We start from the raw sequence: 15,676 nt of genomic DNA, 5'->3' as shown, positions 1-15,676 counted from the left end.
AAAATCTCAAAATTTTTAAATTTCTTTTGGGGGTAGGTTTTTGCTGGTTTGTCTCAGCTTAAAGTGCGTCCTTTTTCGTAAGATGACCAAACCAACCGATCATTATTCATTTATCCTCTCGTGCCTGCAATCACCGGAGGACCCTGCACTGCAGGCCCAGCTGACTGCCTGGCTGGCGGAAGATGCCAGTCACGCCGAATTATACCGGCAGGTAAGCCTGTTATGGGAACAGGCGCCCCATGCTGCTTTTTTTGAAGAAGCAGATGCGGCGGCTGCTACTGCACGGTTCCTGCAACTGCTGGACCAAACTCCTGCTGCCATTCCGGTGGCGCCGCTTCCGGCTGGCAGTCGCCGTCGCTGGTGGCCGGCCGCTGCTGCTGTATTGCTGATGGCCGTCGCTGCCGGCTGGTGGCAATATTCCCGTCAACGGATACAGTGGATCTCCAAAACCACCACCGGCCAGCCGGATTCTGTATTACTGGCGGACGGTTCCAAAGTGTACCTGAACAAACATGCAGCAGTCAAATACCCGGTTGCTTTCAAAGGAAAAGAGCGGCAAGTGGAGCTGATAGCGGGAGAAGCATTTTTTGACATCGCCACTAATCCTACGTATCCCTTTACTGTCAAGAGCGGCCCGGCACAAATCCGTGTGCTGGGTACCTCCTTCAATGTGAAGGCGATCAATACTACTATACAGGTGTATGTGCTGTCCGGCAGCGTCGCCGTGGCACATCAGCAACATTCCCTCCGCCTGCAGGCGGGCCAGGGAGCTTCCTGCAACATCAATACCGGGGAAATAAAGGTGGATACCTCCGCCAGTAACAACCAGCTGGCATGGCGCACCCGGGAACTGCAATTTTCCGATACTTCCCTGCAGGCAGTATGCGAGGCCCTCTCCGCCGCTTATGGGGTAACCATGGTACTGGATACTAATATCAGCCGCGAACGCAAGCTGAATGCCAACTTCAACAACAAAACATTACCCGATATATTACAAACACTGACTGCTTTATATGATTATCAATTTGAACAACTGAACGACACAATATATGTGCACTTGCCCGCAAGACGCTAGCACATCAACACCATTATTACCAACCAAAATGCTTTAGCTAAAAGCTAAAACGCCTTAACCATGAGTAAAAATTATCTACGGGGTATTACCCGTTGCGGGATGCGTATGTCCCGCCCCCTGGTCATGGCTGCTATTCTCCTGTCGGCATGGCCGGTAAGAGCACAGGATACCTTCCCGCTGAACCGGAAAGTAACTGTGAAAGCCAACAACCAACCTATAGCTGTAGTACTGTCAGAGATCGAAAAACAAACCAATCTGAACTTCGTGTACGATGGCAGCCAGATCAACAAAGCCCAGGTCGTGAGCATACAGGCTAACGGCGTGGTGCTGAAAAATGTATTGCACAATCTCTTTAATGATGGTGTGCAATATGCGGTGGTGGGCAACCAGGTAATTGTGAAAAGCACTCCCGGCAAAGCTTTGTCCGCTGCTGTTGTTATCCGCCAGGAGCAACAGGAACAGAACATCCGCGTACGCGGCAGGGTATCCTTACGCGACAGCAAGGGTAATATGCAACAGATACCCGGCGTTACCGTCCGCGTGAAAGGCAAAGCACACGGTACCCATACGGATGCTGCCGGAAAATTTGACATTGCAGTTAGTCCGAAAGACATACTGGTGGTTAGCTTCGTAGGCTATAAAACCGTGGAAATGCCGGTGAACGGCGCTTCCAGCATTGTGCTCGATGAAGACGCTTCAAAGATCAAAGAGGTGGTGGTAACGGGTATCTATGAACGTACCAAAGAAAGTTTCACCGGTTCTGCTTCTACGTACACCGCTAAAGAACTGAAACAAATCGGTAACCAGAACATCGTACAGAGCCTTCGCTCCCTCGATCCTTCCTTTACCGTATTTGAAAATAACCTGATGGGGTCCAACCCCAACGTGATGCCCAACCTGGAGATACGCGGCAAAACCAGCGTGCTCGGGTTGAAAGAACAATTTGGTACAGATCCTAACCAACCGCTGTTTATCCTCGATGGTTTTGAAACCAACCTGCGTACCATCATCGACCTGGACATCAACCGCGTGGAAAGCGTGACCATCCTGAAAGATGCGGCATCTACTGCTATCTACGGTTCCAAAGCGGCCAACGGGGTAATCGTTATTGAAACCAAAAAACCAAAACCAGGTGAACTGCGGGTATACTATACTACCGATAACAGCGTAACTATTCCCGACCTGCACGATTATAACCTCATGGATGCGGCGGAAAAGCTGGAGTTTGAACGGGTATCCGGGAGATTTAGCATGCTTCAGGGTTGGACTACGGACCAGGTAAGACAAAAAGAGCTTGATCAGGCGTATAACGAGCGGTTGGCGGAAGTACAAAGGGGCGTAAATACCTACTGGCTCAGCGAACCACTGCGCACCGGATTCACTACCGGGCATTCCCTTTATATAGAAGGAGGTGATAACCAGATGCGTTATAGCGCCGGCCTTAATTATAAAAAAATCAACGGTGTGATGAAGGGCTCCGGCCGTGATATCGGTGGCGCCAACATTAAGCTGGTATACCGTAAAAACAGGCTTAGCTTTAATAATAACCTTTCTATCAACTTCTTTACCGCCAATGAATCGACCTATGGCTCTTTTCAGGCGTTTGCACAAGCCAGCCCCTATTATCGCAAGCGTGATGAAAACGGCAATCTGCAACCTTATCTCGAAAGAAGGGTCAATGGGGCAACAGGTGCAGACACTACCACCAATCCGTTGTGGAACGCTTCCCTGGGCAATTTTGACGCGACGCGCAATTTCTCCGTTGTCAACAACTTTATGGCGGAATGGGAAATGAACCGCGATTTCCGGGTAAGAGGCCGTTTGGGCATTACAAAAGAGGATAGCAAACAGGAGATCTTTACAGATGCCCGTAACACTATGTTTGCGAAAAAAGTGCCCACAGAAAGAGGGAGTTTCACTTCTAACCGGACTGCCACTTTAAACTATGACGGTGAACTGACTGCCATTTATGGTAAACTGATCAATGAGCGCCATCAGATCAATGCTGTAGGAGGCTGGAAACTTCAACAGTTCCGCAATACCGGTGATGGCTACGGCGTAATTGGTTTACCACCGGGAATATCTTCACCAGCCTTTGCCGCCGGTTATCCGGCCGGAGGTAAATCTTCTTCCATAGAAGCTACCACCCGTAGTACCAGCGCCTATCTGAATGCCGGGTATATGTTGGATGGACGCTATATGGCTGATGTAAACTATCGCCTGGACGGTTCTTCCGTATTTGGTTCCAATAATTTCTTCACCACTTCCTGGTCTGTAGGTTTATCCTGGAACCTGCATAAAGAGGCGATGCTACAGGAAGTAAGCTGGATTAATTTCCTGAAATTAAGAGGTTCTATCGGTACGCCGGGTAACCAGAACTTCTCTACCTATCAATCGTTTACTACTTACCGTTATAATACCAATACGGTCAACGATTTTGGTATAGGGGCCATCATCGATGGCTTTGGCAATCCGAACCTGTTGTGGCAGAAAACGCTCGACAAAAATATTGGAGCGGATGTGATATTACTGGACAACCGGTTAAGGTTGAATATTGATGTGTATAATCGTATTACCGATCCGCTGGTAGCGCAGATCAACCTGCCGTCTTCGGTGGGTACCAGCGTCTATCTAACCAATCTGGGCAAGCAGGTAGGCAATGGTTATAATTTTATGTTCAGCGTTTCGCCCTGGTATAAACCACAGGAGCGGATCAACTGGAGCATTAACTTCTCCGCGAAGCGGGAAAATGCCCGCTTCGATAATATGGCCAACAGGCTGGATGCCCTCAATAAACAGAACCGCAGCAAAAATCTGGAGCGTTATTATGATGGCGGTAGCCCTACGGCTATCTGGGCGGTGCGTTCCGCAGGTATTGACCCCGGTACCGGAAAGGAAGTACTGATTAAAAAAGATGGTTCCCTGACATTTAATTATGATGCAGATGACGAAGTGGTAGTAGGTGATTCCCGTCCGAAGCTGGAAGGCATTGCCGGTACCAATTTCAGCTACAAAGGTTTTACCCTGGGTATTTATCTCCGGTATCGTTTGGGCGCCGATGTATTTAACAATGCACTCTATGACAAGGTGGAGAATATTAACTCCAACGAAATCCTGCTGAACCAGGACCGCCGCGCTTTGTATGATCGGTGGAAACAGCCGGGCGACATCGCCAGATACAGGGCCATTCAGTTGGTCGTTAATCCGGGTGCATTACAGGCAGCTATTCCACCCATGACCTCCCGCTTTGTGCAACGTGAGAATGTGTTGGCCGGCGAATCTATCAACATGGGATATGAATTTACCAATGGCGTGATAAAACGCTGGCGTATGTCCTATCTGCGATTGAATGCCTATATGAACGATATCTTCCGCATTTCCAGCATCAAACGGGAGCGTGGTATAGATTATCCATTTGCCAATACGGTCTCTTTCTCTGTAAGTGCCGGATTCTAATAACCCAATGAAAGAAAAAAATGAAAAAGCGCATACTCTTTGGCATATTAATACTGGCGGCTGTTACCGGTTCTTCCTGCAAAAAATGGCTGGATGTAAAGCCCCGCGACAAGGTAATTGAAACCACTCTGCTGGAAAATGAAACCGGTTTTTTAAGCGCGCTGAACGGCGTGTACCTGAATATGACGGACAGCGCCACTTATGGCGGACAGGTCACCATGCAAATGGTCGAAATTCTTGGTCAGCGGTATAACGTTGGCGGCGGCCATAAATATTACAAAATCGCATCCTATCAATATCCCGATCCGGAAATACAGACGCTTTTCGGCAATACCTGGGGTAATATGTATAAGATGGTGGCCAATGTCAACAAAATTTTGTCGGTCATCGACCAGAAAAAAGAAGTGTTTACAGGCAAGCATTATGCATGGGTAAAAGGGGAAGCACTGGCGTTAAGGGCGATGATCCACTTTGACCTGTTTCGTTTATTCGGCCCCGTTTACAAGCTGGATTCAACAGCGCTCAGCCTGCCTTATTATAGTTCCTTTACCACCAATTATGAGGATTATCTCAGAGGAAATGTTTTCATCGGAAAAGTGCTGGCTGACCTCGATGCCGCAGAGGCTTTGTTGACCGATGACCTGATAAAGGATGGTTATACCCTGGGGAACGCAACCAGTGATGAAGGGATCGCCTGGAGTTTTCGTAACCTCCGGTTGAACTATTTTGCCGTTAAAGGATTGAAGGCGCGGGTATGTTTATACCGGGGAGATAAAATCAGCGCGTTGAAAAATGCTACTGATGTAATAACGAGGGCCGGCGCTATATTGCCTTTCGTGAAGCTGGGCGCTGTGCAGGATGCCCGTAATGCCGACAGGGTGTTTGCTCCCGAACTGCTGTTTGCGTTGCAGGATAGCAGACGAATTAATAAATACAAGTCGTATTTCGACCCGTCGCTGTCCGATGCAGAAATTCTGACGGCCGTTCAGGGCCGCCTGACCAGCGAGTTTGAAAGTAATACCAACGATTACCGCTATGGTAATACCTGGCTGGTGCCCGGTTCCAACCTTAAAAATTATCGCTGTTTTTTCAAATATGCCGATGTGGAGAATACCAATCTCCGTTTCCGTAACCTGATACCGTTGATCCGTATGTCGGAGATGTATTTCATTGCTGCTGAAAGTGCACCCGACCCGGCATCAGGCCTGGAATACCTGAATGCTGTACGCCGTGGCCGCGGTATCGGCGATGCACCGGCTACTGCCGGCATTACAGCAGAATTACTCAAAGATTACAAACGGGAGTTTTATGGAGAAGGACAAATGTTTTTCTATTACAAACGGAATGCTACTGCCAGTATTCCCGGTGGTACCGGTAGCGGAACCATTACGATGGGTAAAGAAAAGTATGTACTGCCTATTCCGTTGGATGAATCCCGATTCAGAAACTAGTTTAATCTATTTGTTATGATCAGCCACCTTCGATATATCGCCGGAACAGCAGCCATGTTGCTACTCATGGCATCCTGCCGCAAAGCGGAAATACCCACCTATACCACGAGTGATGATATTTATTTTTCTGTGGTAAGGGATTATGTTACTTACGATACTACGATCGTTACGTTTGCCTACACGCCCCGTACAACGGATACTACGATGTATCTGAAAATCGCAGCGCTGGGAAAACCTGCAGGCCGCGAAAGAAACGTGAGCTACCGGGTGGTTGATACCGCTGCCAATGCCGCCGTACTTCACAAACATTTTGAGCTGCCGGCTAAACTGGCGGTTCCGGCAGACAGTGTTAGCTGTTATCTCCCGGTGGTCATGCACAAAACGGAGGACATGTCTAAACGCACTTTTTCCATTACCCTGCAACTGGAGCCCAACAACGACTTCCAAACCCGCCTGCAGCTATTGGTAAAAGACAAAAACAATAACCGGTTTACCTCACTGCTGAGGCATGTGATTATTGTAGATAATAAACTGAATATACCGGATAAGGGATGGTACGAGGATTTTTACGGACCATTTACCTCCAAAAAAATGTTGCTGATGGGCGAGCTGCTGGAGTTATCCATACAGGACCTGTACAACAAAATAGGGAGTGCTGATCCCGGCGCAACCAGGTTCTATGCCAACTACCTGAAAACATACCTGAAAGACATGGAAGCTGCCGGTACGCCTGTACAGGAAGATGACGGTACACTGATGAAATTAGGTAAATACATGCAGTAAAAATGAATAGAATGAAAACTAAACATATTCAAACGTTATTGGGCGGGGTTTTCCTGAGCCTTTGTTTTACCGCCTGCTATAAAGACCAGGGTAACTACGACTATCATGCTATTAACCAGGTGGATAGTATCACCAACATCAATAACGAATATGCAGTGTTGTACGGGGATACGCTTCGTATAACGCCGCAGTTGTTTGCCACGGAGGAAAGTGTTGACACCAGCCGTTACACTTATCGTTGGGAGGCAGCGGTAGTAAACACTGCCCGCCTGCCCCAGGAAGACCCGCTGGTGGTGATCGGAAAGAGCCGGAATCTGGCGCTGCCCCTGAAGTTAAGACCGGCGCCATATGATTGTTATTATGGCGTAAAAGATAAACAGACCGGTGTAGAATGGTTTAAGCGCTTTAAACTCGTCGTGCAGTCGGCTGTTTACCAGGGCTGGGTGGCGCTTTGCGATGTAAAGGGTGAAACCCGCCTGGATATGGTGAGCCGCCTGGGAAATGAAGACCGGCTGATCAAGGACGTACTGGCTTTCACCAACGCCGGGATGCCCGTGCGTCATCAACCGAAACGGCTGACATTTGCCTATCGTTCGGGTAATAACAACCAGTTATATCTCCTTTCCGGCGAAGGACTGGAGCGAATTGACGGGGAAAGTTTTACCTGGAAAAACACCTACAATATCCGGTATGAAATAATGGCGCCGGTAGGCACAGATTTTAAACCGGATTATTTTCACAATCAGCAACCTGCCACCGGCGTGGATTATATTATAGCGGATAACCGCGTCTTTCACCGGAATATGACAATGGGCGCTTCGGCTTTTGGCACGCCGATCAATTATGTCAATGAAGAAAAAACGCCGTTTAAAGCAGCGCCTTTTGTGGCTTGCGGTTATTATTCAGCACTGTTGTACGACCAGGACAAACAGCGGTTTGTGGCTCATGACCCGATGTTTGGTACCAATTGCAGCAGCCTGGTAGAGGGCACCGCATTTTCCTATAATACCGGGAAAGATATGGTATACATGTCCTATACCAACTATAACACGGGAGATGTTTATGCTATTCTGAAAGATAAAGCCGGCAAGTTTTACACCTATGTTATCAATATCGCCAGTGGTATCAAACAGGTTTTCAGCATGGAAATGATCAATGCGCCGGAACTGGATAAGGCGACGGTCTTCGCTGTCAGTAACCAGCTGGGTTACGTGCTGTATGCCGCTGGTGGCCGTATATACGAATATGACCCTTTTGTCAAAAAAGCTTTCCTGATGGCTGATTTGGGCGGAGAAAAAATAAGTGTGTTAAAATGCCCGTTGTTCAGTTCCTATGGGAAAGATTTTTACATTAACCTGTCCAACTCCCTGATAGTGGGTAGCTATGATCCGGCTAAACCGGATACAGAAAATGGTACTATCCGTATTTACAGCATCCCTGCCAGAAACGAACAAATGCAGCTTACCGCCATTCATACCGGCCTGGGCAAAATTGTGGACCTGGTCTATCGCGAAAGATAAAACCCTTTATGTGACGGATTTGCAGGGAGTTTCCCTATATACTCCCTGTAAGTCCGTTATTCTCAATTTATCCCCGGAATTCCCGTTTAAAACCCTTCATTTCCCCGAATTTATTCCTAATTTTACCCCTCTTGACCAAGCGGCTACAACAAAACTGACAGCTTGACAGTTCTGCTTGCCAAGCATAATATTTGAGTAACTGATACTCTCCGTCTATCCAACACTCCGCCCGCAGCTTCCGTGCCACAGGCTGGTTGAAAGGAAAAAACCAACTGACATAGCTTCAGCGGGGGCGGGGAGATGGTAGAAACTAATTGTAATTCGTAATTAAACATTTAACATGTTAGGTTTTTTAACAAAACTTTTTGGAGGAAATAAATCAGACAGAGATATCAAATCTGTCACTCCAATAGTGCAGCAGATCAATGAAGAGTACGGAAAGCTGCAATCCCTGCCTATCGACGATCTGCGTCATAAAACCCAGGAATTCCGCGAACGCATCAGCGCCCATCTGGCGGCCATCGACAAAGAAATAGCAGAAAAAAAAGAAGCGGCTGAAGCCGTAGTTGATATAACTGAAAAAGATGCCATTTACCAGGAAATAGATATCCTGAAAAAAGACCGCGACAAACAACTGGAAGTGGTGCTCAAAGCCATTCTGCCAGAAGCTTTTGCCGTGGTAAAAGAAACGGCCCGCCGTTTTTCCACCAATCCTACCCTCACGGTTACTGCGACCAACCTGGACCGCCAGCTGGCTGTGAGAAATGATTATGTAACCATCGACGGTGACAAGGCTACCTGGAAAAATACCTGGAAAGCCGCCGGCACTGAAGTGACCTGGAACATGGTACATTACGATGTACAGCTGATTGGTGGTACAGTACTGCACCAGGGTAAAATCGCTGAAATGGCCACCGGTGAAGGTAAAACACTGGTATCTACCCTCCCCGCCTACCTCAACGCCCTCGCAGGCCAGGGGGTGCACATTGTAACCGTGAACGACTACCTGGCACGCCGTGACTCCGAATGGAACGGCCCCCTGTTTGAATTCCTCGACATCACCGTAGACTGTATCGATAAACACCAACCCAATACACCGGACCGCCGTAATGCCTACCTGGCAGATATCACCTACGGTACCAACAACGAATTCGGTTTCGACTACCTCCGTGATAACATGGTACACAGCCCGGATGAAATGGTGCAACGCAAACACCACTTCGCCATGGTGGATGAGGTGGATAGCGTACTGATTGACGATGCGCGTACTCCGCTCATCATCTCCGGTCCTATTCCCCGCGGTGAGGAACAGGAGTTCCACGCCCTGAAACCCCGCATCCAGTACCTGGTAGACATGCAGAAAAAAGCGGTAACCCAGTACCTCCAGGAAGCTAAAAAACTGATTGCTGAAGGTAAAGACGACCCGAAAACCGGAGGTCTGGCCCTGATGCGCGCCTGGAGAGGCTTACCGAAAAGCAGTGCGCTGATCAAATACCTCAGCGAACCCGGTATCAAAGTATTATTACAGAAAGCTGAAAACTACTACCTGGCAGACCAGCAACGCGAAATGCCAAAAGTAGACGAAGGCCTGTTCTTCGCGATAGAAGAAAAACAAAACAGCGTTGACCTGACTGAAAAAGGTATCGGCCTGATCACACAAGGCGGCGAAGATCCTAACTTCTTCGTGATGCCGGATGTAGGGTCCGAACTGGCGGAAATTGAAAAAATGGCAGTAACGCCGGAAGAAAAACTGCAGCGCAAGGAAGCCATGCTGCAGGACTACGCCCAGAAGTCAGACCGTATCCACTCCGTGCAACAACTGCTGAAAGCATATACCCTGTTCGATAAAGACGTGGAATATGTGGTAATGGAGGGTAAAGTGAAGATCGTAGACGAACAAACCGGCCGTATCCTGGATGGCCGCCGTTACTCCGACGGTCTGCACCAGGCGATTGAAGCCAAGGAAAACGTGAAAGTGGAAGCCGCCACCCAAACCTTCGCTACCATCACCCTGCAGAACTATTTCCGTATGTATCACAAGCTGGCCGGTATGACCGGTACGGCTTCTACAGAGGCGGGCGAGTTCTGGGAAATCTACAAACTGGATGTGGTAACCATCCCCACCAACCTGCCTATCTCCCGTGGTGACGCGGAAGACCTGGTATACAAAACCAAAAGAGATAAGTATAAGGCTGTTATCGAAGAAATCAAGCAAATGCAGTCGAAAGGCCGCCCGGTACTGGTAGGTACTACCTCCGTAGAAGTATCCGAGCTGCTGAGCAAAATGCTGACTTTCGAGAAAGTGCCGCATAACGTATTGAACGCGAAACAGCACGCCCGTGAAGCACAGATCGTAGCAGAAGCAGGTCTGGCCGGCGCAGTTACCATCGCTACCAACATGGCCGGTCGTGGTACCGACATTAAACTGGGCCCCGGCGTAAAAGATGCGGGTGGTCTGGCTATCATCGGTACGGAAAGACATGAAAGCCGCCGTGTGGACAGACAGCTGCGTGGCCGTGCCGGTCGTCAGGGTGATCCGGGTTCTTCCCAGTTCTTCGTATCCCTGGAAGATGACCTGATGCGTATGTTCGGTTCCGACCGTATCGCTGGCCTGATGGACCGTATGGGTTACAAAGAAGGTGAAGTGATTCAGCATAGCATGATCACCCGTTCCATCGAAAGAGCCCAGAAAAAAGTGGAAGAAAACAACTTCGGCATTCGTAAACGCCTGCTCGAATACGATGACGTAATGAATAAACAGCGTACCGTTATCTACGCTAAACGTAACCACGCCCTGTTCGGCGAACGCCTGGCGATCGATATCGACAACGCCTTCTTCGACGTAGCGGAAAATATGGTGGTTTCTCACAAAGAAACCGGCGACTACGAAGCATTTGAGATGGATTCCATCCTCAACTTCGGTATGGAGCCTAACGTATCCCAGGATGAACTGGCCCGTACAGATGTGCCTACACTGGCCTCCAGACTGTACCACCAGGCCACCGAAGGGTACCAGGCCAAAGTAAAACTCATTACCGACAACACCCTGCCGGTGATAGAACGTATCTACCAGGAACAAGGACACCAGATCGAAAATATCTCCATTCCGTTTACGGATGGTAAAAAAGGTATCAATGTACTGGCCAACCTGAAAAAGATCGTAGAAACCAAAGGCCATGAAACGGTGAATGCGCTGGAACGCAGCATCACCCTGGCACTCATCGATGAAGCCTGGAAAGAACACCTGCGTGCCATGGACGAACTGAAACAATCTGTTCAGGGCGCCGTGTACGAACAAAAAGATCCGTTGCTGATCTATAAACTGGAAGCCTTCAAACTGTTTAAACAGATGGATGGTGAAACCAGCCGTGATATCGTTTCCTTCCTGTGCAAGTGCGGTATCCCCGGCAGCCAGGACCAGGACGGCGCTCCCCAGGAAGAGCAGATCCGCGAAGGTTATGAAGAGAAGACTGATATGAGCCGTATGCGCGCTTCTCATGAAGATATCGTGGAACAGCACAACGGTCATCAGGCTGCTCCTGAATATGAAATACCGGAAGAAAAACAGGAGCCGGTAAGAGTAGGCCCGAAAGTGGGCCGCAATGATCTCTGCCCCTGCGGTAGTGGCAAGAAATTCAAAAACTGCCACGGTAAAGACCTGTAATAGTTGATTTTACAACATATCGAAGCGGATTACGGATGTAGCATTCTTTAATGTGAAATACGTAATCCGCTTTATTTTTGCCGGTTCTCAACTGGTAATTGTTTATTTTTGGCTTCGACTTTATGCAAATCTCATGAAGATAAACAGATACATTGACCATACGATTTTAAAGCCTGCCACTACGCTTGAGGATATAAAAAAGCTGTGCATGGAATGTGTGGAATACGATTTTGCGGCAGCCTGTGTGCCCCCTCCTTATGTGAAAGTAGCCAAACAGTTCCTGGGCGCTACCAATACCAAAGTGGCCACCGTGATCGGATTCCCCTTCGGTTATTCCGCTATTGAAGCCAAGGTAGCTGAAGCGGTACTGGCTATTGTAGATGGCGCCGACGAGCTGGATATGGTGATCAATATCTCTGCACTTAAAAACAACGATTGGGAATACCTGGAAAAAGAGATCGCCAACCTGATGTATATCGTTCGGGAGAAGAAAAAAGTGATCAAGGTGATCATTGAAAGTGGCATATTATTGGAAGAAGAGATCGTCAAATGTTGCCAGCTCTACAGCAAATACGGGGTTGATTTTATGAAAACTTCCACCGGATATGCAGAAAAGGGCGCTACCGTAGAAGCCGTGAAACTGATGAGAGCCAACCTGCCCGATAATATCCAGATCAAAGCATCCGGCGGTATTCGTACCTTTGCCTTTGCGAAGGAGCTGATAGATGCCGGCGCCACCCGCATAGGGGCCAGCGCCAGCGTTAATATTATGAAGGAAGGCGGTGAGGACACGGCTCATGCAGATTATTAATTTTTAATTATACAGTATTCATGCAAAAACTATTCATCCTGGTTTGCTGCCTGTTGGGAAGTAGCTGGGCCATGGGACAGGATTACACGATGTCCGGTAATGGTTCGGTAAAGGTGATCAAAGACAGCCGGTTGGACGTGCTGATCAAAAAACAGATCTACATCAACACCCTCGCTATCCGCAACCAGTCCGGTTTCCGGGTACAGGTGATCTCCACCAACAAACGCGGCGATGCCAATGAAGCTAAAGCCCGGGTTATGCAGTTGTACAACGATTACCGGACTTACCTGGATTACCAGGCCCCCTATTTTAAAGTGCGCGTAGGCGATTTCAAAACCCGCGAAGAAGCCAGCGAGTTGCGCGACAAGCTGTCCAACCTCTTCTCTGGCGGCGTATTTGTCGTTCCAGCCATCATCAACGTGTCACCGGATAAAGAACTGTCGAATGAAGAACCGTATTAAAGAGCTGGCAAAAGCCTATGCACCTGCGTTTATAGATATCAGGCGTCATATTCACTCCCATCCCGAATTATCTTTTCAGGAACATAAAACCTCCGAATTTATTCAGCAGCAACTGGATAAATTTGGCGTGCCTTATAAAGCCGGCATCGCCGGCACCGGTATTATTGCCCTTATTGAAGGCAAAAATCCTGCTTCCAAAACTATCGCACTCCGGGCAGACATGGATGCGCTGCCGATCACCGAGGCCAACGATGTGTCGTACAAATCTTTGAATAACGGCATTATGCACGCCTGCGGCCACGATGTACACACTACCGTGGTACTGGGCGCTACCAAAATATTGCATGAGCTGAAAGAAGAACTGGAAGGCACTGTTAAAATACTATTTCAGCCCGGGGAAGAGAAACATCCCGGCGGAGCCAGTATCATGATTGAAGAAGGCGCGCTGGAAAACCCACGCCCGGACGCGATCCTGGGACTGCATGTGCATCCTTCCATGGAAACCGGTCAGCTGGGATTCTGTGCCGGCAAGTATATGGCCAGTGCAGATGAAATCTATGTCACTATTAAAAGTAAAGGCGGGCACGCCGCGCAGCCACACCTGACGGTAGATACCATCCTGGTGGCTTCTCAGCTGGTAGTGAGCCTGCAACAGGTGATTTCCCGCAACAACAATCCGTTTTCACCTTCTGTATTGTCTATCTGCGCTTTCAACGGCGGCTTCACCACCAATGTGATCCCCAGCGAAGTGAAACTGATGGGAACTTTCCGGGCGATGGACGAAACCTGGCGTTTTAAAGCGCATGACCTGATCCGTAAACAGGCGGCCGGTATTGCGGAAGCGACAGGTGCGGAAATTGAAATAGATATATTGGTGGGTTATCCTACGTTGTACAACAATGAAGCGGTAACGGCCAAGGCACGGCACCTGGCGGAGGATTTCCTCGGCAAGGAGCATGTGGAAGATACTGAACTGCGCATGGGAGCAGAAGATTTTGCTTTCTATTCGCAGATTGTACCGGCCTGCTTTTTCCGCCTGGGAACTGGCAATAAGGAAAGAGGTATTACCTCCGGTGTACATACGCCTACCTTCGATGTAGACGAAAGAGCCATTGAAATAGGCATGGGTACCATGGCTTACCTGGCCACACAATTCTGATGTTGTTTTATGACTACATACAAGAACGTCCTGATGAATATCAGGACGTTTTTTATTTTAATACCCGGGACGAAAGTCCTGAGCTATAGTGATGACAAAAGAGGATGAGTGGAAAATCTTCCCCGGAGTATGAAACTGTAAAGTCGTAAAAACGTATAATCTTTAACGTTAGTTATCTGATGGATTTTATTTTTTGCAGTACTTTGTCGGAAAGATGGATTTCCCGGAGACTGTCTACCTGTATACTTCCGCGTTGATAGTCGCCATTAAAGTTCAGGCTGCTCTCTTTACCCAGCGTGATGTTCACACTATCCATTTTTGAATCCTCGATGTAGAGCGAATTTTGTTGACCACCGGCGAAAGAAAAGGTGCCAATTTGTGTTTTGTTGAAATGGGTTTCTACATACGGGCCGGTAACAACGGTCAGCGAAGGAGCCTTTATATCGTTGATCCACAGGTGGGCAGATGGTGCGATAATGGCTTTAAGGGCAGGCGCCTGCAGATCCAGCTTACCGGATTTGATCAGCGTGAGTACCAGGGTATCGGCAGTGTAACTGATCAATATACTATCGTCCGTTGATTTGACGAGCGTGTATTGATTACCGGGTTTGAAATTGATGCCGCCGGTGGCCCATGTACTGCGGATTTCAGTCTTGTTGGTAGCGCCGTTACGGGGTGTGCCTATTTGCTCTACGCGTGTTTCAAACAACGTATCGTTAATAGGTTTGCCGCTGACAGACGCTATTTTGATAACCTGGAACGGTTGCAGTGTCATGGTGACAAGCGGAACTGTTTTATGGCCTCCCATATTGGAGTTGGTAATGCCTTTGCTGTAATTGGCACGCAGCACAATATCGGTGCCCAGCATCCATAACACGAGCAGACCCAGGAAGCCGAAGAATAGTTTTTTGCTGGTTTTCATGTTATTTGAAATTAGATTTTTTGAATTTTTCGTAATACGGTTTCAGTTCATCTATATCAATTTCAAGCAGGTACATGCTGCGGAACAGGCTGGGTAGTTCGTTGGTGATAAACGAATCTTTTTTAAACTGCCTGATTTTTTTCACAGCATCGTTACTGATAAAATAACCGATACCTCTTTTATTGTAGATGATTTCCTGTTGTTGCAGCAGTTCACAGGTGCGCATAACGGTGTTAGGGTTGACTTCCAGCTGAACGGCCAGTTCCCTGACGGATGGGATACGCTCTTCCGGCTGCCATTTGTTCAACAGCACTTGTTCACATATGTAATCTGCTATCTGCAGGTATATGGCTTGTGAGTCTTTGAATTCCATC

The 15,676-nt window shown here is 48.3% G+C and carries 11 protein-coding genes; 9 read left to right on the top strand and 2 right to left on the bottom strand.

Translation table 11 applies throughout. The features are described 5' to 3' along the window. Positions 1-82: 82 nt before the first annotated feature. The 9 genes from ICL07_RS11900 (at position 83) to ICL07_RS11860 (ending at position 14,380) form a co-directional block, all read left to right on the top strand. A complete protein-coding gene (locus ICL07_RS11900; protein WP_188088117.1) occupies positions 83-1,075 on the top strand; it encodes a FecR family protein in 993 nt (330 codons plus the stop codon). 60 nt (positions 1,076-1,135) lie between these two features. Further along, positions 1,136-4,531, top strand: coding sequence for a SusC/RagA family TonB-linked outer membrane protein (locus ICL07_RS11895; RefSeq protein WP_188088116.1), 3,396 nt, complete (start codon positions 1,136-1,138; stop codon positions 4,529-4,531). A gap of 20 nt (positions 4,532-4,551) precedes the next feature. Then, positions 4,552-5,982 carry a RagB/SusD family nutrient uptake outer membrane protein gene (locus ICL07_RS11890; RefSeq protein WP_188088115.1) on the top strand — a complete coding sequence of 477 codons (1,431 nt, stop codon included), beginning with the start codon at positions 4,552-4,554 and terminating at the stop codon, positions 5,980-5,982. Between the two features lie 15 nt (positions 5,983-5,997). After that, the gene (locus ICL07_RS11885) at positions 5,998-6,765 is read left to right on the top strand and encodes a DUF4843 domain-containing protein (protein ID WP_188088114.1); all 768 of its coding nucleotides are present in this window, start codon (positions 5,998-6,000) and stop codon (positions 6,763-6,765) included. An 11-nt stretch (positions 6,766-6,776) separates the two neighbouring features. Beyond that, entirely contained in the window at positions 6,777-8,285 is a 1,509-nt protein-coding gene (locus ICL07_RS11880) for a PKD-like family lipoprotein (protein WP_188088113.1), read from the top strand. A 340-nt stretch (positions 8,286-8,625) separates the two neighbouring features. Further along, positions 8,626-11,949, top strand: coding sequence for a preprotein translocase subunit SecA (gene secA / locus ICL07_RS11875; RefSeq protein WP_188088112.1), 3,324 nt, complete (start codon positions 8,626-8,628; stop codon positions 11,947-11,949). Positions 11,950-12,082: 133 nt separating this feature from the next. Next, positions 12,083-12,760: a deoxyribose-phosphate aldolase gene (gene deoC / locus ICL07_RS11870; RefSeq protein ID WP_188088111.1), complete on the top strand. Its 678-nt coding sequence runs from the start codon at positions 12,083-12,085 to the stop codon at positions 12,758-12,760. Positions 12,761-12,780: 20 nt separating this feature from the next. Then, positions 12,781-13,221, top strand: a complete 441-nt coding sequence (locus ICL07_RS11865) for an SPOR domain-containing protein (protein ID WP_188088110.1) — start codon at positions 12,781-12,783, stop codon at positions 13,219-13,221. Next, positions 13,205-14,380 (top strand): M20 metallopeptidase family protein, encoded by a 1,176-nt coding sequence (locus tag ICL07_RS11860; RefSeq protein WP_188088109.1) that lies wholly within the window; start codon positions 13,205-13,207, stop codon positions 14,378-14,380. The genes ICL07_RS11865 and ICL07_RS11860 overlap by 17 nt, the downstream gene beginning before the upstream one ends. A 172-nt stretch (positions 14,381-14,552) precedes the next feature. On the opposite strand, the gene ICL07_RS11855 is transcribed toward ICL07_RS11860, so the two are convergent. After that, the gene (locus tag ICL07_RS11855) at positions 14,553-15,302 is read right to left on the bottom strand and encodes a hypothetical protein (protein ID WP_188088108.1); all 750 of its coding nucleotides are present in this window, start codon (positions 15,300-15,302) and stop codon (positions 14,553-14,555) included. 1 nt (position 15,303) lies between these two features. Continuing rightward, the gene (locus ICL07_RS11850; protein WP_188088107.1) at positions 15,304-15,675 is read right to left on the bottom strand and encodes a GntR family transcriptional regulator; all 372 of its coding nucleotides are present in this window, start codon (positions 15,673-15,675) and stop codon (positions 15,304-15,306) included. Position 15,676 lies beyond the last annotated feature (1 nt).

Source organism: Chitinophaga qingshengii (assembly GCF_014529935.1).
Classification (GTDB): Bacteria; Bacteroidota; Bacteroidia; order Chitinophagales; family Chitinophagaceae; genus Chitinophaga; species Chitinophaga qingshengii.
This window is presented reverse-complemented; position numbering and strand designations above follow the sequence as displayed.

Bases quoted from the DNA above. Each gene is read 5' to 3' on its own strand.
- ICL07_RS11860 (WP_188088109.1), top strand. From the start codon at position 13,205: ATGAAGAACCGTATTAAAGAGCTGGCAAAAGCCTATGCACCTGCGTTT.
- ICL07_RS11865 (WP_188088110.1), top strand. From the start codon at position 12,781: ATGCAAAAACTATTCATCCTGGTTTGCTGCCTGTTGGGAAGTAGCTGG.
- deoC (WP_188088111.1), top strand. From the start codon at position 12,083: ATGAAGATAAACAGATACATTGACCATACGATTTTAAAGCCTGCCACT.
- ICL07_RS11900 (WP_188088117.1), top strand. From the start codon at position 83: ATGACCAAACCAACCGATCATTATTCATTTATCCTCTCGTGCCTGCAA.
- ICL07_RS11890 (WP_188088115.1), top strand. From the start codon at position 4,552: ATGAAAAAGCGCATACTCTTTGGCATATTAATACTGGCGGCTGTTACC.
- ICL07_RS11880 (WP_188088113.1), top strand. From the start codon at position 6,777: ATGAAAACTAAACATATTCAAACGTTATTGGGCGGGGTTTTCCTGAGC.
- ICL07_RS11855 (WP_188088108.1), bottom strand. From the start codon at position 15,302: ATGAAAACCAGCAAAAAACTATTCTTCGGCTTCCTGGGTCTGCTCGTG.
- ICL07_RS11895 (WP_188088116.1), top strand. From the start codon at position 1,136: ATGAGTAAAAATTATCTACGGGGTATTACCCGTTGCGGGATGCGTATG.
- ICL07_RS11850 (WP_188088107.1), bottom strand. From the start codon at position 15,675: ATGGAATTCAAAGACTCACAAGCCATATACCTGCAGATAGCAGATTAC.
- ICL07_RS11885 (WP_188088114.1), top strand. From the start codon at position 5,998: ATGATCAGCCACCTTCGATATATCGCCGGAACAGCAGCCATGTTGCTA.
- secA (WP_188088112.1), top strand. From the start codon at position 8,626: ATGTTAGGTTTTTTAACAAAACTTTTTGGAGGAAATAAATCAGACAGA.